Consider the following 20,240-nt stretch of genomic DNA (forward strand, 5'->3'; position numbering starts at 1 on the left):
AGGAAAGAAGATGATCGCAGAATTTGAATCACGCATTCTGGCGTTAATTGATGACATGGTGGAACACGCCAGTGATGATGAGCTGTTCGCCAGCGGTTATCTGCGCGGTCACCTGACGCTGGCGGTAGCCGAGCTGGAAGCAGGTGACGATCACTCTGCCGACGCCGTTCACGCTGAAGTCACGCGCAGCCTGGAAAAAGCCATTCTGGCCGGGGAGCTCTCTCCGCGCGACCAGTCTCTGGTGCTGGGGATGTGGGACAATTTATTCCAGCAGGCTAAACGCTAAGCCGCTGCCCTCTCTTCTCTCTCCCCTTTGGGGAGAGGGGATTCGACCGCACCCTACTTAACCATTTTCCCCTTCAGCAGTTTCCGTACCCACAGTCGATTCGGGTTCAGCCCCGCAAGCGTGGTTCTGTCCAGCGGAACAGGCTCATTACTCATTTGCGCGGCTAACGTTTCTGCCAGCAGCGGCGCGGAGCACAATCCTCGCGATCCTAATCCGCCCAGCATAAACAGTTCCGGATAAACCGGGGCACTTAGCGCCGTTTCCTTGTTTTCTGCCAGATCCTGATAGGCCTCAAGCGTCGTGTCGTAGTCCGGCACGTTTCCCGCCATCGGCAGGTGATCGCGGGTCGCGCAGCGCACGCCGCAGCGCGCTTCGCCCTCGCTCACGTCAACCTCTTTCGCCCACGCCGCGTCCGGGAAGCAGTCAATCAGGCGCTGGCGGTTTTGCTGCTGATCCGCTTCGCTGTAGCGCATATCCGCTTCGCCACGATGGTAGCTGGCGCCGATGCAGTGATATCCGTTAGACGGATTTTGTGGCGTCAGGTAGCCGTCATAGCACAGCACCTGGCGCAGCTTGCTCAGTTCGGGCGCGGTCGGGATATGGCTTACCTGGCCGCCGACCGGATAAACCGGCAACGTCTCGGTCTGGATAAACTGGCTGATGTTATGTCCGTTTGCCAGCACAACGCTGGCATGGTGTGCCGCTTTGCCATTAGCAAAATGCAGAGTCCACCGTTCTGACCGGCTAAGCGATTCAACCTTATGAGCATAATGCACCCTCAGCCCGCGTGACTGCGCCAGGCTAATCGCCGCCGCGGTCAGTTCAGCCGGGCACAGCCAGCCGCCGAGCGGATATTGAATGCCGCCACAGCCGGTTTCCACGCCCGCGGTGTCTGCCACCTCTTGCGCACTGACCGCGCGGGCAATCTCCTCCGGCAGACCCAGAGACAGCATCTGGGCGATTTTTTGCTGGCTCTTTTCATCCCAGCCGAGCTGCGTCACGCCACACCAGTCGTGGTCGAATGCCACAGGCAGCGCGTCGTACAGGCGACGGGCGAAGGTAAAGGCCGCGGGGAAAAACTGGAACAGGGCCGGGTCGTGCGCGCTTAAAAGCGGGTAAAGCGCGCCCTGGCGGTTGCCGGACGCGCCGCTGGCTGGTGCCTCGTCAGCGCAGTAGAGTGTCACCTGCCAGCCCCGGTGCAGCAGCGCGAGAGAGAGCAGGGCGCTGGCGATCCCTCCGCCAACGATCGCCACTTCGCGCGATGCGCTGGCGCTGCGCGCAAACCAGGGAGCCCGAGCGGGAATGTCCAGCGTCCGTTCCATCGTGCCGACCAGCATGTCGCGCTTGCGGCCAAAGCCTTTGGTCTTCTGCATGGTAAAGCCCGCGTCCTGCAGGCCGCGGCGAACAAATCCCGCCGAGGTAAAGGTGGCGAGCGTTGCGCCGGGACGCGCCAGCCGGGCCATCGCGCTAAACAGATGCTGGCTCCACATGTCCGGGTTCTTGGCGGGCGCAAAGCCGTCAAGGAACCACGCGTCCACCGTCTGGTTCATCGCGTCGTCGAGCGTATCGGTCAGGTCGTTAATGTCGCCCAGCCATAAATCCAGCGTCACCCGTCCGCCGTCCAGAATCAGACGGTGGCAGCCGCCGATATGCGGCGGCCACTGCGCCTGAAGCTGCTCCGCCCAGGCTGCAAGCTCCGGCCAGCGCTGGTGGGCGAGCCGCAGATCGTGCGCGGTAAGCGGAAATTTTTCAAAACTGATGAAATGTAATCTTTGTAGCGTAGCCTCAGAGTGCGCAGCGTGAAACTGGTCAAACGCCTGCCAGAGGGTTAAAAAATTGAGCCCGGTGCCGAATCCGCTTTCCGCAACAACGAACAGACTGCGCGGGTGCGCAGGGAAGCGGGCGCTGAGCTGGTTTCCCTCGAGGAAAACATAGCGGGTTTCTTCGAGTCCGTTATCATTAGAAAAGTAGACGTCATCAAAATCTCGGGAAACAGGTGTACCCTCAGCGTTGAATTCGAGGTTGGCGGGTTGTATAGCGTTTTGTTTCACGTAAGTTACTCGTCTGACAGGCAGTGGCACGATCTTAACGATGTGAATCCATCGGTGCAAATTTCCGCAGAAAATGTCTGATCGGACTTGTTCGGCGTACAAGTGTACGCTATTGTGCGACTCGAAACTTTTTATAGTGCGACTTACAGAGGTATTGAATGAAACGTGCAGTGATTACTGGCCTGGGCATTGTTTCCAGCATCGGTAATAACCAGCAGGAAGTCCTGGCATCTCTGCGTGAAGGACGCTCCGGGATCACTTTCTCTGAAGAGTTTAAAGATTCAGGTATGCGTAGCCACGTATGGGGTAACGTCAAACTGGACACCACCGGTTTGATTGACCGTAAAGTGGTTCGTTTCATGAACGATGCCTCTATTTATGCTTATCTCTCCATGCAGGAAGCGATCAAAGATTCCGGCCTGAGCGAAGAGGTTTATCAGAACAACCCGCGCGTGGGCCTGATTGCCGGTTCCGGCGGTTCCTCTAAAGCGCAGGTATTCGGTGCTGACGCCATGCGCAGCCCGCGTGGTCTGAAAGCGGTAGGTCCGTACGTGGTCACGAAAGCTATGGGTTCTGCGGTTTCCGCATGCCTGGCGACCCCGTTCAAAATTCACGGTGTGAACTACTCCATCAGCTCCGCGTGTGCGACTTCCGCACACTGTATCGGCAACGCGGTTGAGCAGATCCAGCTGGGCAAACAGGACATCGTATTTGCTGGCGGCGGCGAAGAGCTGGGCTGGGAAATGGCCTGTGAATTCGACGCGATGGGCGCACTGTCCACCAAGTACAACGAAACCCCAGACAAAGCCTCCCGTACCTATGACGCGCACCGTGACGGTTTCGTCATCGCGGGCGGCGGCGGTATGGTTGTGGTTGAAGAGCTGGAGCACGCGCTGGCGCGCGGCGCGCACATCTACGCTGAGATCGTGGGCTACGGCGCAACGTCCGACGGCGCCGACATGGTTGCGCCATCCGGCGAAGGCGCGGTGCGCTGCATGAAGATGGCGATGCACGGCGTTGACACCCCAATCGACTATCTGAACTCTCACGGTACCTCCACGCCGGTAGGCGACGTGAAGGAGCTGGGTGCGATCCGTGAAGTCTTCGGCGACAACAGCCCGGCAATCTCTGCGACCAAAGCCATGACCGGTCACTCTCTGGGTGCGGCTGGCGTACAGGAAGCGATTTACTCTCTGCTGATGCTGGAAAACGGCTTTATCGCCCCAAGCATCAACATCGACGAGATGGACGAGCAGGCCGCTGGCCTGAACATCGTGACCAAACCAACGGAAGCGACGCTGACCACCGTCATGTCCAACAGCTTCGGCTTCGGCGGCACCAACGCCACGCTGGTTATGCGCAAGCTGAAAGCATAAGCGTTTGAATGTATAATAGAAGGGAGCCGGAAGGCTCCCTTTTTTATGCCTGAACACGGAGTTATGCATGAAGGCTGTTACCCCCGAGAAGGGCACTCCTTCCGGGAACCTTTCTCTTTTCCGCATCGCCTTTGCGGTATTCCTGACCTACATGACCGTTGGCCTGCCGCTGCCGGTGATCCCGCTGTTCGTTCATCAGGAACTCGGCTATGGCAACACTATGGTCGGCATTGCTGTGGGCATTCAGTTTTTAGCCACGGTATTAACCCGCGGCTACGCAGGACGGCTGGCCGATCAGCACGGTGCAAAACGCTCGGCGCTGCAGGGCATGTTTGCCTGCGGTCTGGCGGGGGGCGCGTGGCTGCTGGCCGCTCTCCTGCCGGTCGACGCCGCGTATAAATTTGCGCTACTGGTGGTGGGCCGTTTAATCCTTGGCTTCGGTGAAAGCCAGCTGCTGACCGGCACCCTGACCTGGGGGATGGGGCTGGTGGGGCCTGCGCGCTCCGGCAAAGTGATGTCCTGGAACGGGATGGCGATTTATGGCGCACTGGCTGCAGGCGCGCCGCTGGGTTTGCTGATCCACAGCCAGTTTGGTTTTGCGGTACTGGCAGCAACCACCATGGTATTACCGCTGCTGGCGTGGGCTTTTAACGGTTCGGTACGCAAGGTGCCCGCCCATAAAGGCGAACGTCCTTCGCTGTGGAGCGTGGTGGGGCAAATCTGGCAGCCAGGGCTGGGGCTGGCGCTTCAGGGAGTAGGCTTCGCGGTGATTGGTACCTTCGTCTCCCTCTATTTCATGAGCCGCGGCTGGGCAATGGCGGGCTTTACGCTGACGGCCTTTGGCGGCGCGTTTGTCGTGATGCGTGTCCTGTTCGGCTGGATGCCGGATCGCTTTGGCGGCGTGAAGGTGGCGGTGGCGTCGCTGGTGATTGAAACCGTTGGGCTGGTGTTGCTCTGGCAGGCGCCAGTCGCCTCCGTTGCGCTGCTGGGTGCGGCGTTAACCGGCTGCGGCTGCTCGCTGATCTTCCCGGCGTTGGGCGTTGAGGTGGTGAAGCGCGTGGCGCCGCAGGTCCGCGGTACGGCGCTGGGCGGCTATGCGGCGTTTCAGGATATCTCATACGGCGTAACCGGGCCGCTGGCGGGTCTGTTAGCCACCTCGTTTGGCTACCCGTCCGTCTTCCTGGCCGGCGCGGTTTCTGCGGTGGTGGGGATCGTGGTGACGCTGGTGGCGTTTCGCAGAAATTAACTGTTGTCGCCGGGTGGCGGCTGCGCCTTACCCGGCATACGGTTCGAGCCGTTGTAGGCCCGGTAAGCGTAGCGCCACCGGGCAAATCCTCAGGCAACCAGCCAGAAAATCGCCAGCGCAATCAATAATGCAATCAACATTAATCCCGGGCGGGCAGAGAGCGTTCTGAACGTCTCCGCAACGGGCGCAAACAGCGGGCTGTAGATCGGCTGAACGTTTCTTACCTCCGGCACGCCGCCTTCCCGCTCGGCGCGGCGAACAAAGATCTGATTCAGCACATCCTGCACCTGCGCGGTGGTCAGTACCGTTTGCGGCGTGGCCTGCCAGTTCTGCTGGGCGTAATCCCGAATCACCTCGAACTCGTGCGGTTCCAGCGGCTGTTTAAGCGCCGCCTGAACGGTATGCAGGGTAGGGGCGCTCTGGGTGCTGAGCGTCTGGCGCGCCTGGAGCCAGGTCACCAGATGGGTAAACTGTTTGGCCGGGATCAGCTCGCCCGCCTTCACGCCGGACAGTTCCAGCATGGATTGCCAGATAAGCTTCGTCGACTCGCCGGTGGCGGCGGCCAGTTTGGTCACCATCTGGTTCAGCGTGTTGTGCTCGGCAGGCTGCAGCGGGCGCTCGGTTGAGGGGCGCACCTGAGGCTGCGGAATAGACAACTGATTGTTCTGCAGCAGCGTCAGCACGGTTTTAAGCTGGTCTGGCGTCAGCTGGCTCAGGGCGGTCTGGCCATACTGCTGACGGATAAAGTCACTGACAGCCTGACGGTTATTTCCCTGGCCCAGCAGCTCGGTCAACTGCGTGACAATCTGACGCGTGGTGTGGTTCTGCTGCGCGGTCGTAATACGCTGGTTGAGATTTTGCTCGGCGGCAGGGAAATGGCGCGACTGCAGCGGTGCGTCGTTCCTCACGCCTAAATCATGCTTTACCCCGGCCCAGACTTCCGCGTTTTGCTGCGAAGTCAGCGCTATCAGGCGCGTGATCAGTCGCTCCAGCACGGTGCGCTGTTGCGTGGATAGTGGCTGTTCACCGGCAACGTTTGGCGTGACAGGGCCTTCACCCGGAGGGCGTGGCGGCGTACCTGAAATGGGCTGCATCGTCAAAAATCCTTAAAGTCAAAACTCAGCGTAAACCCGGCATACGTATATGCCTGGCGGCCAGATTATGGCACACTTGGCAGGTTTTCTTCCTCTCAAACAGGTACTCAGACGTGAAAATCCTCGTTGATGAAAATATGCCTTACGCCCGCGAGCTGTTTAGCCGCCTCGGCGACGTTAAGGCTGTCCCTGGTCGCCCGATCCCGGTTAACGAACTGGATGACGCAGACGCGCTGATGGTGCGCTCGGTGACCAAAGTAAATGAGGCGTTGCTTGCCGGTAAAGCGATTAAGTTTGTCGGAACCGCAACGGCAGGGACCGATCATGTGGATGATCAGTGGCTGAAGCAGGCCGGAATCGGTTTTTCCGCCGCGCCGGGCTGTAACGCCATTGCCGTCGTGGAATACGTTTTCTCCTCGCTGCTGATGCTGGCCGAGCGCGATGGTTTTGCGCTGAAAGACCGCACCGTGGGGATTGTCGGCGTGGGTAACGTCGGCGGGCGTCTGCAAAAGCGCCTTGAAGCGTTAGGTATCCGCACGCTGCTGTGCGATCCGCCGCGTAAAGACAACGGTGACGACGAGGATTTCCGCGCGCTGGATGAGCTGGTTGAACAGTGCGATGTGCTAACGTTCCACACGCCGCTGTTTAAAGAAGGGCCGTATAAGTCCCTGCATCTGGCGGACGAGGCGCTGATTCGCCGTCTGAAGGCTGGCACTATTCTGATTAATGCCTGCCGTGGCCCGGTGGTGGATAATGCCGCGCTGCTGAAATGTCTGAATGAAGGACACGATCTCAGCGTGGTGCTGGACGTCTGGGAGCCGGAGCCGGATCTCAACGTTGAGCTGCTGAACAAGGTTGACGTTGCCACCGCGCATATCGCGGGCTATACGCTTGAAGGCAAAGCGCGCGGCACGACGCAGGTGTTTGAAGCCTACAGCGCCTTTATCGGCCATCCGCAGCAGGTGGCGCTTGATACTTTACTCCCCGTGCCTGAATTTGGCCGCATTACCCTGCATGGCCCGCTCGATCAGGCAACGCTGAAAAGGCTGGTGCATTTGGTGTATGATGTGCGCCGCGATGATGCGCTGCTGCGTAAGGTGGCGGGGATCCCGGGTGAATTTGATAAGCTGCGCAAGAACTACGTTGAGCGCCGCGAGTGGTCTTCCCTGTATGTGATGTGCGACGACGCAGCGGCTGCGACGTTGCTCAAGAAACTGGGTTTTAACGCCGTTCATCACCCGGCGCATTAATGTCTTCTTAATGCTCCCTGTCGGATACGCCGACAGGGACGCTTTTTTATTTCTGGAGTAAACCACCATGTCTGAAGGCTGGAACATTGCCATTTTAGGTGCCACGGGTGCCGTGGGCGAAGCCCTGCTCGAAACTCTTGCCGAGCGTCAGTTCCCGGTGGGAGATATCTATGCGCTGGCGCGCACCGACAGCGCGGGCGAACATCTGCGTTTTGGCGGTAAATCCGTGATGGTTCAGGATGCGGCCGCGTTTGACTGGACCCAGGCGCAGCTGGCGTTTTTTGCCGCAGGTGCTGAAGCCACGGCGTCTTACATTGAAGAGGCGACCAATTCGGGCTGTCTGGTGATCGACCTGAGCGGTCTGTTCTCCCTGGAGCCGGACGTGCCGCTGGTGGTCCCGGACGTCAATCCGTTTGTGCTGGCTGACTACCGCAACCGTAACGTTATCGCGGTACCGAACAGCCTGACCAGCCAGCTGCTGACCGCGCTGAAGCCGCTGATTGACGACGGAGGCCTGTCGCGCATTACCGTCACCAGCCTGCTGTCCGCGTCGGCGAACGGTAAAAAGGCCGTTGACGCGCTGGCCGGGCAGAGTGCGAAGCTGCTGAATGGCATCCCGATCGACGAAGATGATTTCTTTGGCCGCCAGCTGGCGTTCAACATGCTGCCGCTGCTGCCGGATCGTGAAGGTTCCGTGCGCGAAGAGCGTCGTCTCGTCGACGAAGCGCGCAAGATTCTGCAGGACGAGGGGCTGATGATTTCCGCCAGTGTCGTACAGTCTCCGGTCTTCTACGGCCACGCGCAGATGGTCGGTTTTGAAGCCCTGCGCCCGCTGGCGGCAGAGGAAGCGCGCGACGCGTTTGGCCGCGGTGAAGATATCGTCCTTTCCGAAGAGAGCGAGTTCCCGACCCAGGTGGGCGACGCCACCGGCAGCGCGCATCTTTCCGTTGGCTGCGTGCGCAACGACTACGGTATGCCGGAGCAGGTCCAGTTCTGGTCCGTTGCCGATAACGTTCGCTTTGGCGGCGCGCTGATGGCGGTCAAGATCGCCGAGAAGCTGGTGCAGGAGTATCTGTACTGATGTCCGAAGTGGATCAAAAGCCGGTTCATAAAATTGCCCTCGGTATTGAGTACGATGGCAGTAAATATTATGGCTGGCAGCGTCAGAATGAGGTGCGCAGCGTTCAGGAAAAGCTGGAGAAAGCGCTCTCTCAGGTGGCAAACGAGCCGATTAACGTCCTGTGCGCGGGGCGTACGGACGCGGGTGTTCATGGCACGGGGCAGGTGGTTCACTTTGAAACCACCGCCGTGCGTAAGGATGCCGCCTGGACGCTGGGTGTAAATGCGAATTTACCTGGTGACATCGCGGTGCGTTGGGTGAAAGCTGTGCCGGATGATTTTCACGCGCGCTTCAGCGCAACGGCGCGTCGCTATCGCTATGTCATCTACAACCAGCGTCTGCGCCCGGCGGTGTTAAGCCAGGGTGTGACGCATTTTTATGAACCGCTCGATGCAGAACGTATGCATCGTGCGGCGCAGTGTCTGATTGGTGAAAATGACTTTACGTCGTTTCGTGCGGTGCAGTGTCAGTCCCGTACGCCGTGGCGTAACGTCATGCACATTAACGTCAGTCGTTTTGGCGCGTATGTGGTGGTGGATATCAAAGCCAATGCCTTTGTACATCATATGGTGCGGAATATTGTAGGCAGCCTGATGGAAGTGGGCGCCGGACACCAGCCGGAGAGCTGGATTGCAGAACTGCTGGCAGCGAAGGACAGAACGCTTGCGGCAGCAACGGCGAAAGCGGAAGGGCTTTATCTGGTCTCGGTAGACTATCCGGATCGGTTTGACCTGCCAAAACCGCCAATGGGCCCGCTGTTTTTAGCGGACTAAACAAAGGTGCAATTAAGGCTTAGACAATATGGACGTAATACGTTTTCTGATTGATTTCATTCTGCATATTGATGTTCACCTGGCGGAGCTGGTCGCGCAGTACGGCGTCTGGGTTTACGCCATTCTGTTCCTGATTCTGTTCTGTGAAACCGGTCTGGTCGTTACCCCGTTCCTGCCGGGAGACTCGCTGCTGTTTGTGGCCGGTGCGTTGTCGGCGCTGCCCACCAATGATTTGAACGTGCATCTGATGGTGGTGTTGATGGTGATTGCCGCGATTGTCGGGGATGCGGTCAACTATACGATTGGCCGAGTGTTCGGTGAGCGGTTGTTCAGTAATCCGGACTCGAAAATTTTCCGCCGCAGCTATTTAGACAAGACCCATGCCTTCTATGAACGTCATGGCGGAAAAACCATTATCCTTGCGCGTTTTGTGCCTATTGTGCGCACATTTGCGCCGTTTGTGGCGGGAATGGGCCATATGTCCTATCGTCATTTTGCAATGTATAACGTGGTGGGCGCACTGCTTTGGGTGTTGCTCTTTACCTATGCAGGCTATCTGTTTGGCGACTTGCCGGTGGTTCAGGAAAACCTTAAGTTACTGATTGTAGCGATTATTGTGCTTTCCGTTCTGCCGGGTGTTATCGAAATCATTCGTCACAAACGCGCGGCAGCAAAGCAAGCGAAGTAAATGCACGCTGGCGGTTCGACCACTTTTTTATCCAAAGTTTCGGGCTGTTATGTTTTAATGTGCAACATTCATGGTCTGTTGGAGGCAAAAATGGCATTATTCGCCTCTTATAGCAAAACTGGCATACGACCAGGTTCAGGCAGAAAGGTTATCAATGAGCTGGATTGAACGAATTAAAAGCAACATTACCCCGACGCGCAAAGCGAGCATTCCTGAAGGGGTATGGACGAAGTGTGATAGCTGCGGCCAGGTTCTGTATCGCGCAGAGCTGGAACGCAATCTTGAGGTGTGTCCGAAGTGTGACCACCACATGCGTATGTCGGCGCGCAACCGCCTGCATAGCCTGCTGGACGAAGGTTCTCTGGTAGAACTGGGCAGCGAGCTTGAGCCAAAAGACGTGCTGAAGTTCCGCGATTCCAAAAAATACAAAGATCGTCTGGCCTCTGCACAGAAAGAGACCGGCGAGAAAGACGCGCTGATCGTCATGAAGGGCACCCTGCACGAGATGCCGGTGGTTGCCGCTGCGTTTGAGTTCTCCTTTATGGGCGGCTCAATGGGCTCCGTGGTCGGCGCGCGTTTCGTGCGTGCCGTTGAGCAGGCGCTGGAAGACAACTGTCCGCTGATCTGCTTCTCCGCCTCCGGTGGTGCGCGTATGCAGGAAGCGCTGATGTCCCTGATGCAGATGGCGAAAACCTCTGCGGCGCTGGCGAAAATGCAGGAGCGCGGTCTGCCGTACATCTCGGTACTGACCGACCCAACCATGGGTGGCGTCTCCGCAAGCTTCGCGATGCTGGGTGACCTGAACATCGCTGAGCCAAAAGCGCTGATCGGCTTTGCCGGTCCTCGCGTCATCGAGCAGACCGTTCGTGAAAAACTGCCGCCGGGCTTCCAGCGCAGTGAGTTCCTCATTGAGAAAGGCGCTATCGATATGATCGTCCGCCGTCCGGAAATGCGCCTGAAACTGGCCAGCATTCTGGCGAAGCTGATGAATCTGCCAGCGCCTAACCCGGATGAGCCGCGCGAAGGCGTGGTGGTACCGGATCAGGAACCCGAGGCCTGATAACTGAAAAGGGCAGGGCCAGATGGCGCTGCCCTTTTGCTTTATAACCTGTTAATGACAACCGGGCATTATGGAAAATAAAAGCATTCCCCAAGCCACGTCGCCCCTGGCCGCGTGGCTTTCTTATCTGGAAAACCTGCACAGTAAAACCATCGATATGGGCCTTGAGCGCGTAAGCCAGGTTGCCGCGCGTCTCGACGTGCTGAAACCGGCTCCGTTCGTGTTCACCGTTGCAGGTACTAACGGTAAAGGGACGACCTGCCGCACGCTGGAGTCAGTCCTGATGGCGGCGGGGTACAAGGTTGGCGTTTACAGCTCACCGCATCTGGTGCGCTATACCGAGCGCGTGCGGGTGCAGAACACCGAGCTGGCGGAATCTGCCCATACGGCGTCGTTCGCGGCTATCGAAGCGGCGCGCGGGGAAACCTCATTAACCTATTTTGAATACGGCACCCTGTCGGCGCTGTGGCTGTTCAAACAGGCGCAGCTGGACGTGGTGATCCTGGAAGTGGGGCTGGGCGGGCGTCTGGATGCCACCAATATGGTGGATGCGGACGTGGCGGTGGTCACCAGCATCGCGCTGGATCATACCGACTGGCTGGGCCCGGACCGTGAAAGCATTGGCCGCGAAAAGGCCGGTATTTTCCGGGCGAATAAGCCTGCCGTGGTGGGCGAGCCGGACATGCCGCATACCATTGCCGACGTGGCGAAAGAGAAGGGCGCACATCTGTTGCGCCGAGGCGTTGACTGGCAGTATGAGGTGCAGGGCAACGGCTGGCGCTTTAGCGATGCGCAGGGCGTTCTGGAGAATCTGCCGCTGCCGCAGGTGCCACAGCCTAACGCGGCAACCGCGCTGGCGGCACTGCGCGCCAGCGGATTAGCTGTAAGTGAGCAGGCGATCCGTGACGGCATTCAGAATGCGCTGCTGCCCGGTCGTTTCCAGATAGTCAGCGAGTCACCGCGTCTGATTCTGGACGTGGCGCACAACCCGCATGCGGCGGCGTATCTCGCAGGACGTCTCAAATCGTTACCAAAAACCGGGCGCGTGCTGGCGGTTATCGGTATGCTTCATGATAAAGATATCGGCGGCACGCTGGCCTGCATGGAGAGTGTGGTCGATAGCTGGTATTGTGCTCCTCTGGAGGGGCCGCGCGGTGCGACAGCTGAGCAGTTGATGGAACATCTCGGCAAAGGTGCAATCTACAGTAGCGTGGCGCAGGCCTGGCATGCCGCGATGGCGGATGCTAAACCAGAAGATACCGTGCTGGTGTGTGGCTCTTTCCACACGGTGGCACATGTCATGGAAGTGATGGATGCGGGGAGAACCGGTGGCGAGTAAGTTTCAGAACCGTTTAACAGGAACCATTGTGCTGGTCGCGCTCGGGGTGATTATTCTTCCCGGGCTGCTCGACGGGCAGAAAAAACATTATCAGGACGAGTTTGCAGCCATTCCGCTGGTGCCGAAGCCGGGCGACCGCGATGAGCCGGATATGCTGCCTGCGGCGACTCAGGCGCTGCCTGCTCAGCCGCCTGAAGGGGCGGCGGAAGAAGTTCGCGCGGGCGATGCCGCTGCACCGTCACTCGACCCGTCGCGTCTGGCGGCGAATAACAACATCGAGATCGATCCGGTACCGGTAGAGAAGCCTAAGCCTGTTGAAAAACCGAAGCCGGTAGAGAAACCGCAGCCGAAGCCTCAGCAACAGCGAGATAAAGCAGCAGAGCAGCTGGCTGCAGCGTCTGAAACTCCACCACCTGCGAAGCAAGACGCAGCGCCGACCGGCAAAGCCTACGTTGTGCAGCTGGGGGCGCTGAAAAACGCCGATAAAGTCAACGAGGTTGTCGGTAAACTGCGCAGCGCGGGCTATCGCGTTTACACTTCACCTTCCACGCCGGTACAGGGTAAAATTACCCGTATCCTCGTGGGGCCGGAGGCGTCGAAAGACAAGCTGAAAGGGTCGCTGGGCGAGCTGAAGCAGATCTCCGGGCTGAGTGGTGTGGTGATGAGCTACAGCGCGAACTAAGTACGACCTGCTCCTTTAGAGAGAGGCGATAAGCCACGGCGTTGAACATTTTTTCAGCGCCTTTTTTATTTACGCGCGGGAAGGAAATCCCTACGCAAACGTTTTCTTTTTCTGTTAGAATTCGCCCCGAACTGGATGACAGGGCGTTTAATCGTGGGACACATATGGTCTGGATTGATTACGCCATCATTGCGGTGATTGGTTTTTCCTGTCTGGTTAGCCTGATCCGTGGCTTTGTTCGTGAAGCGTTATCGCTGGTAACCTGGGGTTGTGCTTTCTTTGTTGCCAGTCATTACTACACTTACCTGTCTGTCTGGTTCACGGGCTTTGAAGATGAACTGGTCCGAAATGGAATCGCCATCGCGGTGCTGTTTATCGCGACGCTGATTGTCGGCGCTATCGTGAATTACGTGATAGGTCAGCTGGTCGAGAAAACCGGTCTGTCAGGAACGGACAGGGTACTCGGGATCTGTTTCGGGGCATTACGAGGCGTGCTGATTGTGGCCGCGATCCTGTTCTTCCTGGATACCTTCACCGGGTTCTCCAAAAGCGAAGACTGGCAAAAATCGCAGCTCATTCCAGAGTTCAGCTTCATCATCAGATGGTTCTTTGACTATCTGCAAAGCTCGTCGAGTTTTTTGCCCAGGGCATAAACCCTGAGATGTGGCTTAACGAGGAAAAGACGAATGTGCGGTATTGTCGGTATCGCCGGTTTCATGCCGGTAAACCAGTCGATTTATGACGCGTTAACGGTGCTTCAGCACCGTGGGCAGGATGCTGCGGGTATCATCACCATTGATGCAAACAACTGCTTCCGTTTACGTAAGGCCAATGGCCTGGTAAACGATGTGTTTGAAGCCCGCCATATGCAGCGTCTGCAAGGTAATATGGGGATCGGTCACGTTCGTTATCCTACTGCTGGCAGTTCCAGCGCCTCTGAGGCACAGCCTTTCTACGTCAACTCACCGTATGGCATCACGCTTGCCCATAACGGCAACCTGACCAACGCTCATGAGCTGCGTAAGAAGCTGTTCGAAGAGAAACGTCGCCACATTAACACCACCTCTGATTCAGAAATCCTGCTCAATGTGTTCGCCAGCGAGCTGGATAACTTCCGTCACTACCCGCTGGAAGCAGACAATATCTTCGCTGCCATTGCCGCGACCAACCGCCAGATCCGCGGTGCGTACGCCTGCGTGGCGATGATCATCGGTCACGGCATGGTCGCCTTCCGCGATCCAAACGGCATTCGTCCGCTGGTGCTGGGCAAGCGCGACCTCGGCGATGGCCGTACCGAATATATGGTTGCCTCTGAGAGCGTGGCGCTGGATACCCTGGGCTTCGAATTCCTGCGCGACGTTGCGCCGGGCGAAGCGGTGTATATCACCGAGAAGGGCCAGCTGTTCACCCGGCAGTGTGCCGACAACCCGGTCAGCAACCCGTGCCTGTTTGAATACGTCTATTTTGCCCGTCCGGATTCGTTCATCGACAAGATTTCCGTCTACAGCGCGCGCGTCAATATGGGCACGAAGCTCGGCGAGAAGATTGCCCGCGAGTGGGACGATCTCGACATCGACGTGGTGATTCCTATCCCGGAAACCTCCTGCGATATCGCCCTGGAGATCGCCCGAATTCTGGACAAGCCGTACCGTCAGGGCTTCGTGAAGAACCGCTACGTTGGCCGCACGTTTATCATGCCGGGCCAGCACCTGCGCCGTAAGTCCGTGCGCCGCAAACTGAACGCCAACCGCGCGGAATTCCGCGACAAAAACGTTCTGCTGGTGGATGACTCCATCGTTCGCGGCACCACCTCTGAGCAGATTATCGAGATGGCGCGCGAAGCGGGTGCGAAGAAAGTCTACCTGGCGTCTGCCGCGCCGGAGATTCGCTTCCCGAACGTGTACGGCATAGATATGCCAACCGCCAACGAGCTGATTGCTCACGGCCGTGAAGTGGATGAGATTCGCCAGATCATCGGGGCCGACGGCCTGATTTTCCAGGATCTGAACGATCTCATCGACGCGGTGCGCGCCGAGAACCCGGAGATTCAGCAGTTCGAATGCTCCGTGTTCAATGGCGTCTACGTGACGAAAGACGTTGACCAGCAGTACCTCGACTACCTTGATTCGCTGCGCAACGACGATGCGAAAGCCGTTCAGCTGCAAAACGATCTCGAAAGCTTAGAGATGCACAACGAAGGTTAATCTCTCCGCAGGTGAGGGCGCTCGCCCTCACTTGCAACTCCCCGCAAAATCCTGCACAGTCAGCCCAGAATTCAGCAAGGGCGAAATCATGAAACGACTCATAATAGGCATCAGCGGTGCCAGCGGCGCGATTTACGGCGTACGCCTGCTACAGGTTTTGCGTAACGTGGCAGAAGTGGAAACGCATCTGGTGATGAGCCAGGCGGCGCGGCAAACCCTCTCCCTTGAAACGGATCTCTCCCTGCGCGATGTCCAGGCGCTGGCGGACGTGGTTCACGATGCCCGCGATATCGCCGCCAGCATCTCCTCAGGCTCGTTTAAAACCGCCGGTATGGTGATCCTGCCCTGTTCAATCAAAACGCTCTCCGGGATTGTGAACAGCTATACCGACACGCTGGTAACGCGCGCGGCGGACGTGGTGCTGAAGGAGCGCCGCCCGCTGGTGCTCTGCGTGCGGGAAACGCCGCTGCACCTGGGCCATCTGCGCCTCATGACCCAGGCCGCCGAGCTGGGCGCAGTGATCATGCCGCCGGTGCCGGCGTTCTATCACAGACCGCAGTCGCTGGACGATGTGATCAATCAGACCGTCAATCGCGTGCTGGATCAGTTTGACATCGACCTGCCCGAAGACCTCTTCACCCGCTGGCAGGGAGCCTGATTCTGTGCACAAATGCTGTGCATGAAAAGAGACGTTGCCCTGTTTCAGGGCAATTATGCAACGGCGATCATATCCTCGACATTTAATTCGCTTTTTCCCTTTTTCTCTTTCCGGTTCGTTCGGCATACCTGCTATCTTTCACCATTAAGGCAATATCGCAACGTTTTATTAACATATTTAACGTCGAAGTTTTGACCAGACGGCAATGTGGCATAAGACCTGCAAGAGAAGCCTGCAACACAACACACAACACAATACATAATAAAATCACGGTACTTGAGGGTAAATGTATGAAGAAGACGGTTCTGGCTCTGTCTTTGCTGGTGGGGTTAAGTGCGGCGGCAGGTAGCTACGCAGCGCTTCCACAGACGGTTCGTATCGGTACAGACGCAACCTACGCGCCATTCTCTTCCAAGGATGCGAAAGGCGATTTCGTGGGGTTTGATATCGATTTGGGAAATGAAATGTGCAAACGTATGGAAGTGAAATGCACATGGGTGGGCAGCGACTTCGACGCGTTAATCCCGTCGCTGAAGGCAAAGAAAATCGACGCCATTATCTCTTCTCTCTCCATCACCGAAAAACGCCAGCAGGAGATTGCCTTCTCTGACAAGCTCTACGCTGCGGATTCGCGTCTGATTGCCGCGAAAGGTTCCCCGATCCAGCCGACCATCGACTCGCTGAAAGGCAAGCATGTGGGCGTGCTCCAGGGCTCGACCCAGGAAGGTTACGCGAATGCCAACTGGCGCGAGAAGGGCGTCGACGTGGTGGCTTACCAGAACCAGGATCTGATCTACTCTGACCTGGCGGCAGGCCGTCTGGATGCCGCGTTCCAGGATGAAGTCGCGGCGAGCGAAGGCTTCCTGAAGCAGCCGGCCGGTAAAGATTACGCCTTTGCGGGCCCGTCCGTAAAAGACAAAAAATACTTTGGTGACGGCACCGGCATCGGCCTGCGTAAGGACGATAAAGAGCTGAAAGCCGCCTTTGACAAAGCATTCACGGAGCTGCGCAAAGACGGTACCTACGACAAACTGGCGAAGAAATACTTCGACTTCAACGTCTACGGTGACTAACGCACCAGCGTGGTGCGTCGCGGGTGTGGATGATTCAATATGGTGCAATTTGTGCACCATATTGGGTCACTACGTGCATACTTAAGCATTTATAATGCAAAAATTCCCGTCTGAAAGGCATTATTCTTTGCCTGACAGCGTGGATTAATGGCACATTAACCCCACCCCGTCGTCGTAAAAAAACCGTATGAAGACAGTTTGTTGAGGACAAATATGAAAAAACTCGTGTTGTCATTATCTCTGGTACTGGCCTTTTCCAGCGCCACCGCGGCCTTCGCAGCCATTCCGCAGAAAATTCGTATTGGCACCGATCCCACCTACGCGCCGTTTGAATCGAAGAATTCAAAGGGTGAACTGGTGGGTTTTGACATCGATCTGGCCAATGAGCTGTGCAAACGCATCAAAGCACAGTGTACTTATGTAGAGAACCCGCTGGATGCGCTGATCCCTTCCCTGAAAGCAAAAAAAATAGACGTGATTATGTCCTCGCTTTCCATCACCGAGAAACGTCAGCAGGAGATTGCCTTCACCGACAAGCTCTATGCGGCCGATTCACGTTTGGTAGTGGCTAAGTCTTCTGACATTCAACCGACCCTCGAGTCGCTGAAGGGGAAACGCGTGGGCGTGCTGCAGGGCACCACGCAGGAAACTTACGGTAACGAACACTGGGCGCCGAAGGGGATCGAAATCGTCTCCTATCAGGGCCAGGAAAATATTTACGCAGACCTGACGGCAGGCCGTATTGATGCGGCATTCCAGGATGAAGTCGCGGCAAGCGAAGGTTTCCTGAAGCAGCCGGTAGGCAAAGATTACAAGTTCGGCGGTCCGTCCATTAAGGACGAGAAGCTCTTTGGCGTGGGTACCGGTATGGGCCTGCGTAAGGAAGACAACGAACTGCGTGAGGCGCTGAACAAAGCGTTTGCTGAAATGCGCGCTGACGGTACCTACGACAAACTGGCGAAAAAGTACTTCGATTTCAATGTGTACGGCGGCTAATCGCTCCGTCAAATAACGTGCGGCCCCTCCCGCTGGGGGAGGGGATAAGACACGGTTTACCACTCACGATACGACAGGGCTCGCGGTATGCTGTACGGATTTTCTGGCGTTATTTTACAGGGCGCGCTTGTCACCCTTGAGCTGGCTATCAGCTCCGTGGTGCTGGCGGTGCTGATAGGTCTGGCGGGCGCAGGGGCGAAGCTTTCGGCTAACAAACCGCTGGCGCTCATTTTCGAAGGCTATACCACGCTCATTCGCGGCGTACCCGATCTGGTGCTGATGCTGCTTATTTTTTACGGCCTGCAGATTGCCCTGAACAGCGTGACGGATGCGATGGGCATGGGACAAATTGATATCGACCCGATGGTGGCCGGTATTATCACCCTCGGTTTTATCTACGGTGCCTACTTCACGGAAACCTTCCGTGGCGCTTATATGGCGGTTCCCAGAGGACACATTGAAGCGGCAACCGCATTTGGTTTTACCTCTTCACAAACGTTTCGCCGGATTATGTTCCCGGCCATGATGCGCTATGCGCTGCCGGGCATCGGTAACAACTGGCAGGTTATCCTCAAAGCGACGGCGCTGGTCTCTCTGCTCGGTCTGGAAGACGTCGTGAAAGCGACTCAGCTGGCGGGCAAGAGCACCTGGGAGCCGTTCTACTTTGCGGTGGTCTGCGGAGCGATCTATCTGGTCTTTACGACCGTCTCCAATGGTGTGCTGCTTCTGCTCGAGCGTCGCTACTCCGTGGGTGTGAAGAGGGCTGACCTGTGATTGAGATTATTCAGGAATACTGGAAATCCCTGCTGTGGACGGATGGCTACCGCTTTACCGGCGTGGCGATCACACTCTGGATGCTGATTTCTTCCGTGGTGATGGGCGGCATTCTGGCGGTGTTTCTCGCCATCGGTCGCGTGTCGAACAATAAATTTATTCAGTTCCCGATTTGGCTGTTTACCTATGTGTTTCGCGGCACGCCGCTGTACGTGCAGCTGCTGGTGTTCTATTCGGGGATGTATACGCTGGAGATCGTAAAAGGCACGGAAATGCTGAATGCGTTCTTCCGCAGTGGCCTGAATTGTACGGTGCTGGCGCTAACGCTCAACACCTGCGCCTATACCACCGAGATTTTCGCCGGGGCCATTCGTTCCGTGCCGCACGGTGAGATCGAGGCGGCGCGCGCGTACGGCTTCTCCTCGGTGAAGCTTTACCGCTGCATTATTCTGCCGTCGGCGCTGCGCATTGCGCTACCGGCCTACAGCAACGAAGTGATTTTGATGCTGCACTCCACCGCGCTCGCCTTTACCGCCACGGTGCCGGACCTGCTCAAAATCGCGCGCGATATCAACTCCGCGACCTATCAGCCGTTTACCGCGTTTGGCATTGCGGCGGTGCTCTATTTAATTATCTCTTATGTTCTGATTAGCCTGTTCCGTAAGGCTGAAAAACGCTGGTTGCAGCATATAAAACCTTCTTCGACGCACTGAGAAAGATGATGGCTGAGAACAAATTAAACGTTATTGATTTGCACAAACGCTACGGCGAACATGAAGTGCTGAAAGGGGTGTCGCTGCAGGCTAACGCAGGCGACGTAATCAGTATCATCGGTTCATCCGGCTCGGGTAAAAGTACCTTCCTGCGCTGCATTAACTTCCTCGAAAAGCCGAGCGAAGGCTCGATTGTGGTGAGCGGGCAGAACATCAACCTGGTGCGTGACAAAGACGGCCAGCTGAAGGTGGCGGATAAGCATCAGCTGCGCCTGCTGCGTACGCGCCTGACGATGGTGTTCCAGCATTTCAACCTCTGGAGCCACATGACGGTGCTGGAGAACGTGATGGAAGCGCCGGTTCAGGTGCTCGGCTTAAGCAAGCAGGAAGCCCGGGAACGCGCGGTGAAATACCTGGCGAAAGTGGGTATCGACGAGCGCCAGCAGATGAAATACCCGGTGCATCTCTCCGGCGGCCAGCAGCAGCGTGTCTCTATCGCCCGCGCGCTGGCGATGGAGCCGGAAGTGCTGCTGTTCGACGAACCGACCTCCGCGCTGGACCCGGAACTCGTGGGCGAAGTGCTGCGCATCATGCAGAAGCTGGCCGAAGAGGGCAAAACGATGGTGGTGGTGACGCACGAGATGGGCTTCGCCCGTAACGTCTCGAACCACGTGATTTTCCTGCATCAGGGGAAAATTGAAGAGCAGGGGCACCCTGACGAGGTGCTGGCAAACCCGCAGAGCCCGCGTTTGCAGCAGTTCCTTAAAGGATCTCTGAAATAAAGAGGGCATCAGCCCGCAGTGCAGCCCAATCGCCCGGTGGCGCTTCGCTTACCGGGCCTACAAAACCCCAGGCCG

Annotated in this window: 20 protein-coding genes; 18 read left to right on the forward strand and 2 right to left on the reverse strand. The window is 57.3% G+C overall.

From position 1 onward, the window contains the following. The first annotated feature begins 10 nt into the window (after positions 1-10). On the forward strand, positions 11-286 hold the full coding sequence (locus INF73_RS12520; RefSeq protein ID WP_028013966.1) for a YfcL family protein: 276 nt from the start codon (positions 11-13) through the stop codon (positions 284-286). A gap of 53 nt (positions 287-339) precedes the next feature. Here INF73_RS12520 and mnmC read toward each other — a convergent pair whose 3' ends face one another. Next, positions 340-2,337 carry a bifunctional tRNA (5-methylaminomethyl-2-thiouridine)(34)-methyltransferase MnmD/FAD-dependent 5-carboxymethylaminomethyl-2-thiouridine(34) oxidoreductase MnmC gene (mnmC, locus tag INF73_RS12525; RefSeq protein ID WP_193541791.1) on the reverse strand — a complete coding sequence of 666 codons (1,998 nt, stop codon included), beginning with the start codon at positions 2,335-2,337 and terminating at the stop codon, positions 340-342. A 158-nt stretch (positions 2,338-2,495) separates the two neighbouring features. On the opposite strand from mnmC, the gene fabB reads away from it, so the two are divergent. Both fabB and INF73_RS12535 read left to right on the forward strand, forming a co-directional pair. Beyond that, positions 2,496-3,713 (forward strand): beta-ketoacyl-ACP synthase I, encoded by a 1,218-nt coding sequence (gene fabB / locus INF73_RS12530; protein ID WP_023336433.1) that lies wholly within the window; start codon positions 2,496-2,498, stop codon positions 3,711-3,713. Positions 3,714-3,780: 67 nt separating this feature from the next. Next, a complete protein-coding gene (locus INF73_RS12535; protein WP_059353894.1) occupies positions 3,781-4,959 on the forward strand; it encodes an MFS transporter in 1,179 nt (392 codons plus the stop codon). Positions 4,960-5,048: 89 nt separating this feature from the next. Here INF73_RS12535 and flk read toward each other — a convergent pair whose 3' ends face one another. Then, positions 5,049-6,053, reverse strand: a complete 1,005-nt coding sequence (gene flk, locus INF73_RS12540; protein ID WP_059357082.1) for a flagella biosynthesis regulator Flk — start codon at positions 6,051-6,053, stop codon at positions 5,049-5,051. Between the two features lie 113 nt (positions 6,054-6,166). Here flk and pdxB point away from each other — a divergent pair, with 113 nt between their 5' ends. The 15 genes from pdxB (at position 6,167) to hisP (ending at position 20,165) form a co-directional block, all read left to right on the forward strand. Beyond that, a complete protein-coding gene (gene pdxB / locus INF73_RS12545; RefSeq protein WP_193541789.1) occupies positions 6,167-7,303 on the forward strand; it encodes a 4-phosphoerythronate dehydrogenase PdxB in 1,137 nt (378 codons plus the stop codon). A 67-nt stretch (positions 7,304-7,370) separates the two neighbouring features. Further along, positions 7,371-8,384 carry an aspartate-semialdehyde dehydrogenase gene (locus INF73_RS12550; RefSeq protein WP_028013962.1) on the forward strand — a complete coding sequence of 338 codons (1,014 nt, stop codon included), beginning with the start codon at positions 7,371-7,373 and terminating at the stop codon, positions 8,382-8,384. After that, positions 8,384-9,196 (forward strand): tRNA pseudouridine(38-40) synthase TruA, encoded by an 813-nt coding sequence (gene truA, locus INF73_RS12555; RefSeq protein ID WP_045259682.1) that lies wholly within the window; start codon positions 8,384-8,386, stop codon positions 9,194-9,196. The genes INF73_RS12550 and truA overlap by 1 nt, the downstream gene beginning before the upstream one ends. Positions 9,197-9,224: 28 nt before the next feature. Then, the gene (locus INF73_RS12560) at positions 9,225-9,884 is read left to right on the forward strand and encodes a DedA family protein (RefSeq protein ID WP_008502599.1); all 660 of its coding nucleotides are present in this window, start codon (positions 9,225-9,227) and stop codon (positions 9,882-9,884) included. Positions 9,885-10,038: 154 nt separating this feature from the next. Further along, positions 10,039-10,944 carry an acetyl-CoA carboxylase, carboxyltransferase subunit beta gene (gene accD / locus INF73_RS12565; protein WP_003861408.1) on the forward strand — a complete coding sequence of 302 codons (906 nt, stop codon included), beginning with the start codon at positions 10,039-10,041 and terminating at the stop codon, positions 10,942-10,944. Positions 10,945-11,014: 70 nt separating this feature from the next. Next, positions 11,015-12,283, forward strand: coding sequence for a bifunctional tetrahydrofolate synthase/dihydrofolate synthase (gene folC, locus INF73_RS12570; protein ID WP_028013959.1), 1,269 nt, complete (start codon positions 11,015-11,017; stop codon positions 12,281-12,283). Continuing rightward, complete coding sequence (gene dedD, locus INF73_RS12575) at positions 12,273-12,965, forward strand: cell division protein DedD (protein WP_045259684.1); 693 nt, start codon at positions 12,273-12,275, stop codon at positions 12,963-12,965. Before folC ends, dedD begins: the two co-directional genes overlap by 11 nt. Before the next feature lie 164 nt (positions 12,966-13,129). Beyond that, entirely contained in the window at positions 13,130-13,618 is a 489-nt protein-coding gene (gene cvpA, locus INF73_RS12580) for a colicin V production protein (RefSeq protein WP_000262116.1), read from the forward strand. Positions 13,619-13,651: 33 nt separating this feature from the next. Further along, on the forward strand, positions 13,652-15,169 hold the full coding sequence (gene purF / locus INF73_RS12585; protein WP_014884664.1) for an amidophosphoribosyltransferase: 1,518 nt from the start codon (positions 13,652-13,654) through the stop codon (positions 15,167-15,169). 88 nt (positions 15,170-15,257) lie between these two features. Then, positions 15,258-15,827, forward strand: a complete 570-nt coding sequence (locus INF73_RS12590) for a UbiX family flavin prenyltransferase (protein ID WP_048958028.1) — start codon at positions 15,258-15,260, stop codon at positions 15,825-15,827. 290 nt (positions 15,828-16,117) lie between these two features. After that, positions 16,118-16,900, forward strand: a complete 783-nt coding sequence (argT, locus tag INF73_RS12595; protein WP_028013956.1) for a lysine/arginine/ornithine ABC transporter substrate-binding protein ArgT — start codon at positions 16,118-16,120, stop codon at positions 16,898-16,900. A gap of 213 nt (positions 16,901-17,113) precedes the next feature. Continuing rightward, positions 17,114-17,896 carry a histidine ABC transporter substrate-binding protein HisJ gene (hisJ, locus tag INF73_RS12600; RefSeq protein ID WP_047367997.1) on the forward strand — a complete coding sequence of 261 codons (783 nt, stop codon included), beginning with the start codon at positions 17,114-17,116 and terminating at the stop codon, positions 17,894-17,896. Positions 17,897-17,983: 87 nt separating this feature from the next. Then, positions 17,984-18,670 carry a histidine ABC transporter permease HisQ gene (locus INF73_RS12605; RefSeq protein WP_028013954.1) on the forward strand — a complete coding sequence of 229 codons (687 nt, stop codon included), beginning with the start codon at positions 17,984-17,986 and terminating at the stop codon, positions 18,668-18,670. Further along, the gene (locus tag INF73_RS12610; RefSeq protein WP_193541787.1) at positions 18,667-19,383 is read left to right on the forward strand and encodes an ABC transporter permease; all 717 of its coding nucleotides are present in this window, start codon (positions 18,667-18,669) and stop codon (positions 19,381-19,383) included. The genes INF73_RS12605 and INF73_RS12610 overlap by 4 nt, the downstream gene beginning before the upstream one ends. Positions 19,384-19,391: 8 nt before the next feature. After that, entirely contained in the window at positions 19,392-20,165 is a 774-nt protein-coding gene (gene hisP / locus INF73_RS12615) for a histidine ABC transporter ATP-binding protein HisP (protein WP_010433274.1), read from the forward strand. Positions 20,166-20,240 lie beyond the last annotated feature (75 nt).

Origin of the sequence: Enterobacter cloacae complex sp. P6RS (genome assembly GCF_014982245.1) — a bacterium.
Classification (GTDB): domain Bacteria; phylum Pseudomonadota; class Gammaproteobacteria; order Enterobacterales; family Enterobacteriaceae; genus Enterobacter; species Enterobacter bugandensis.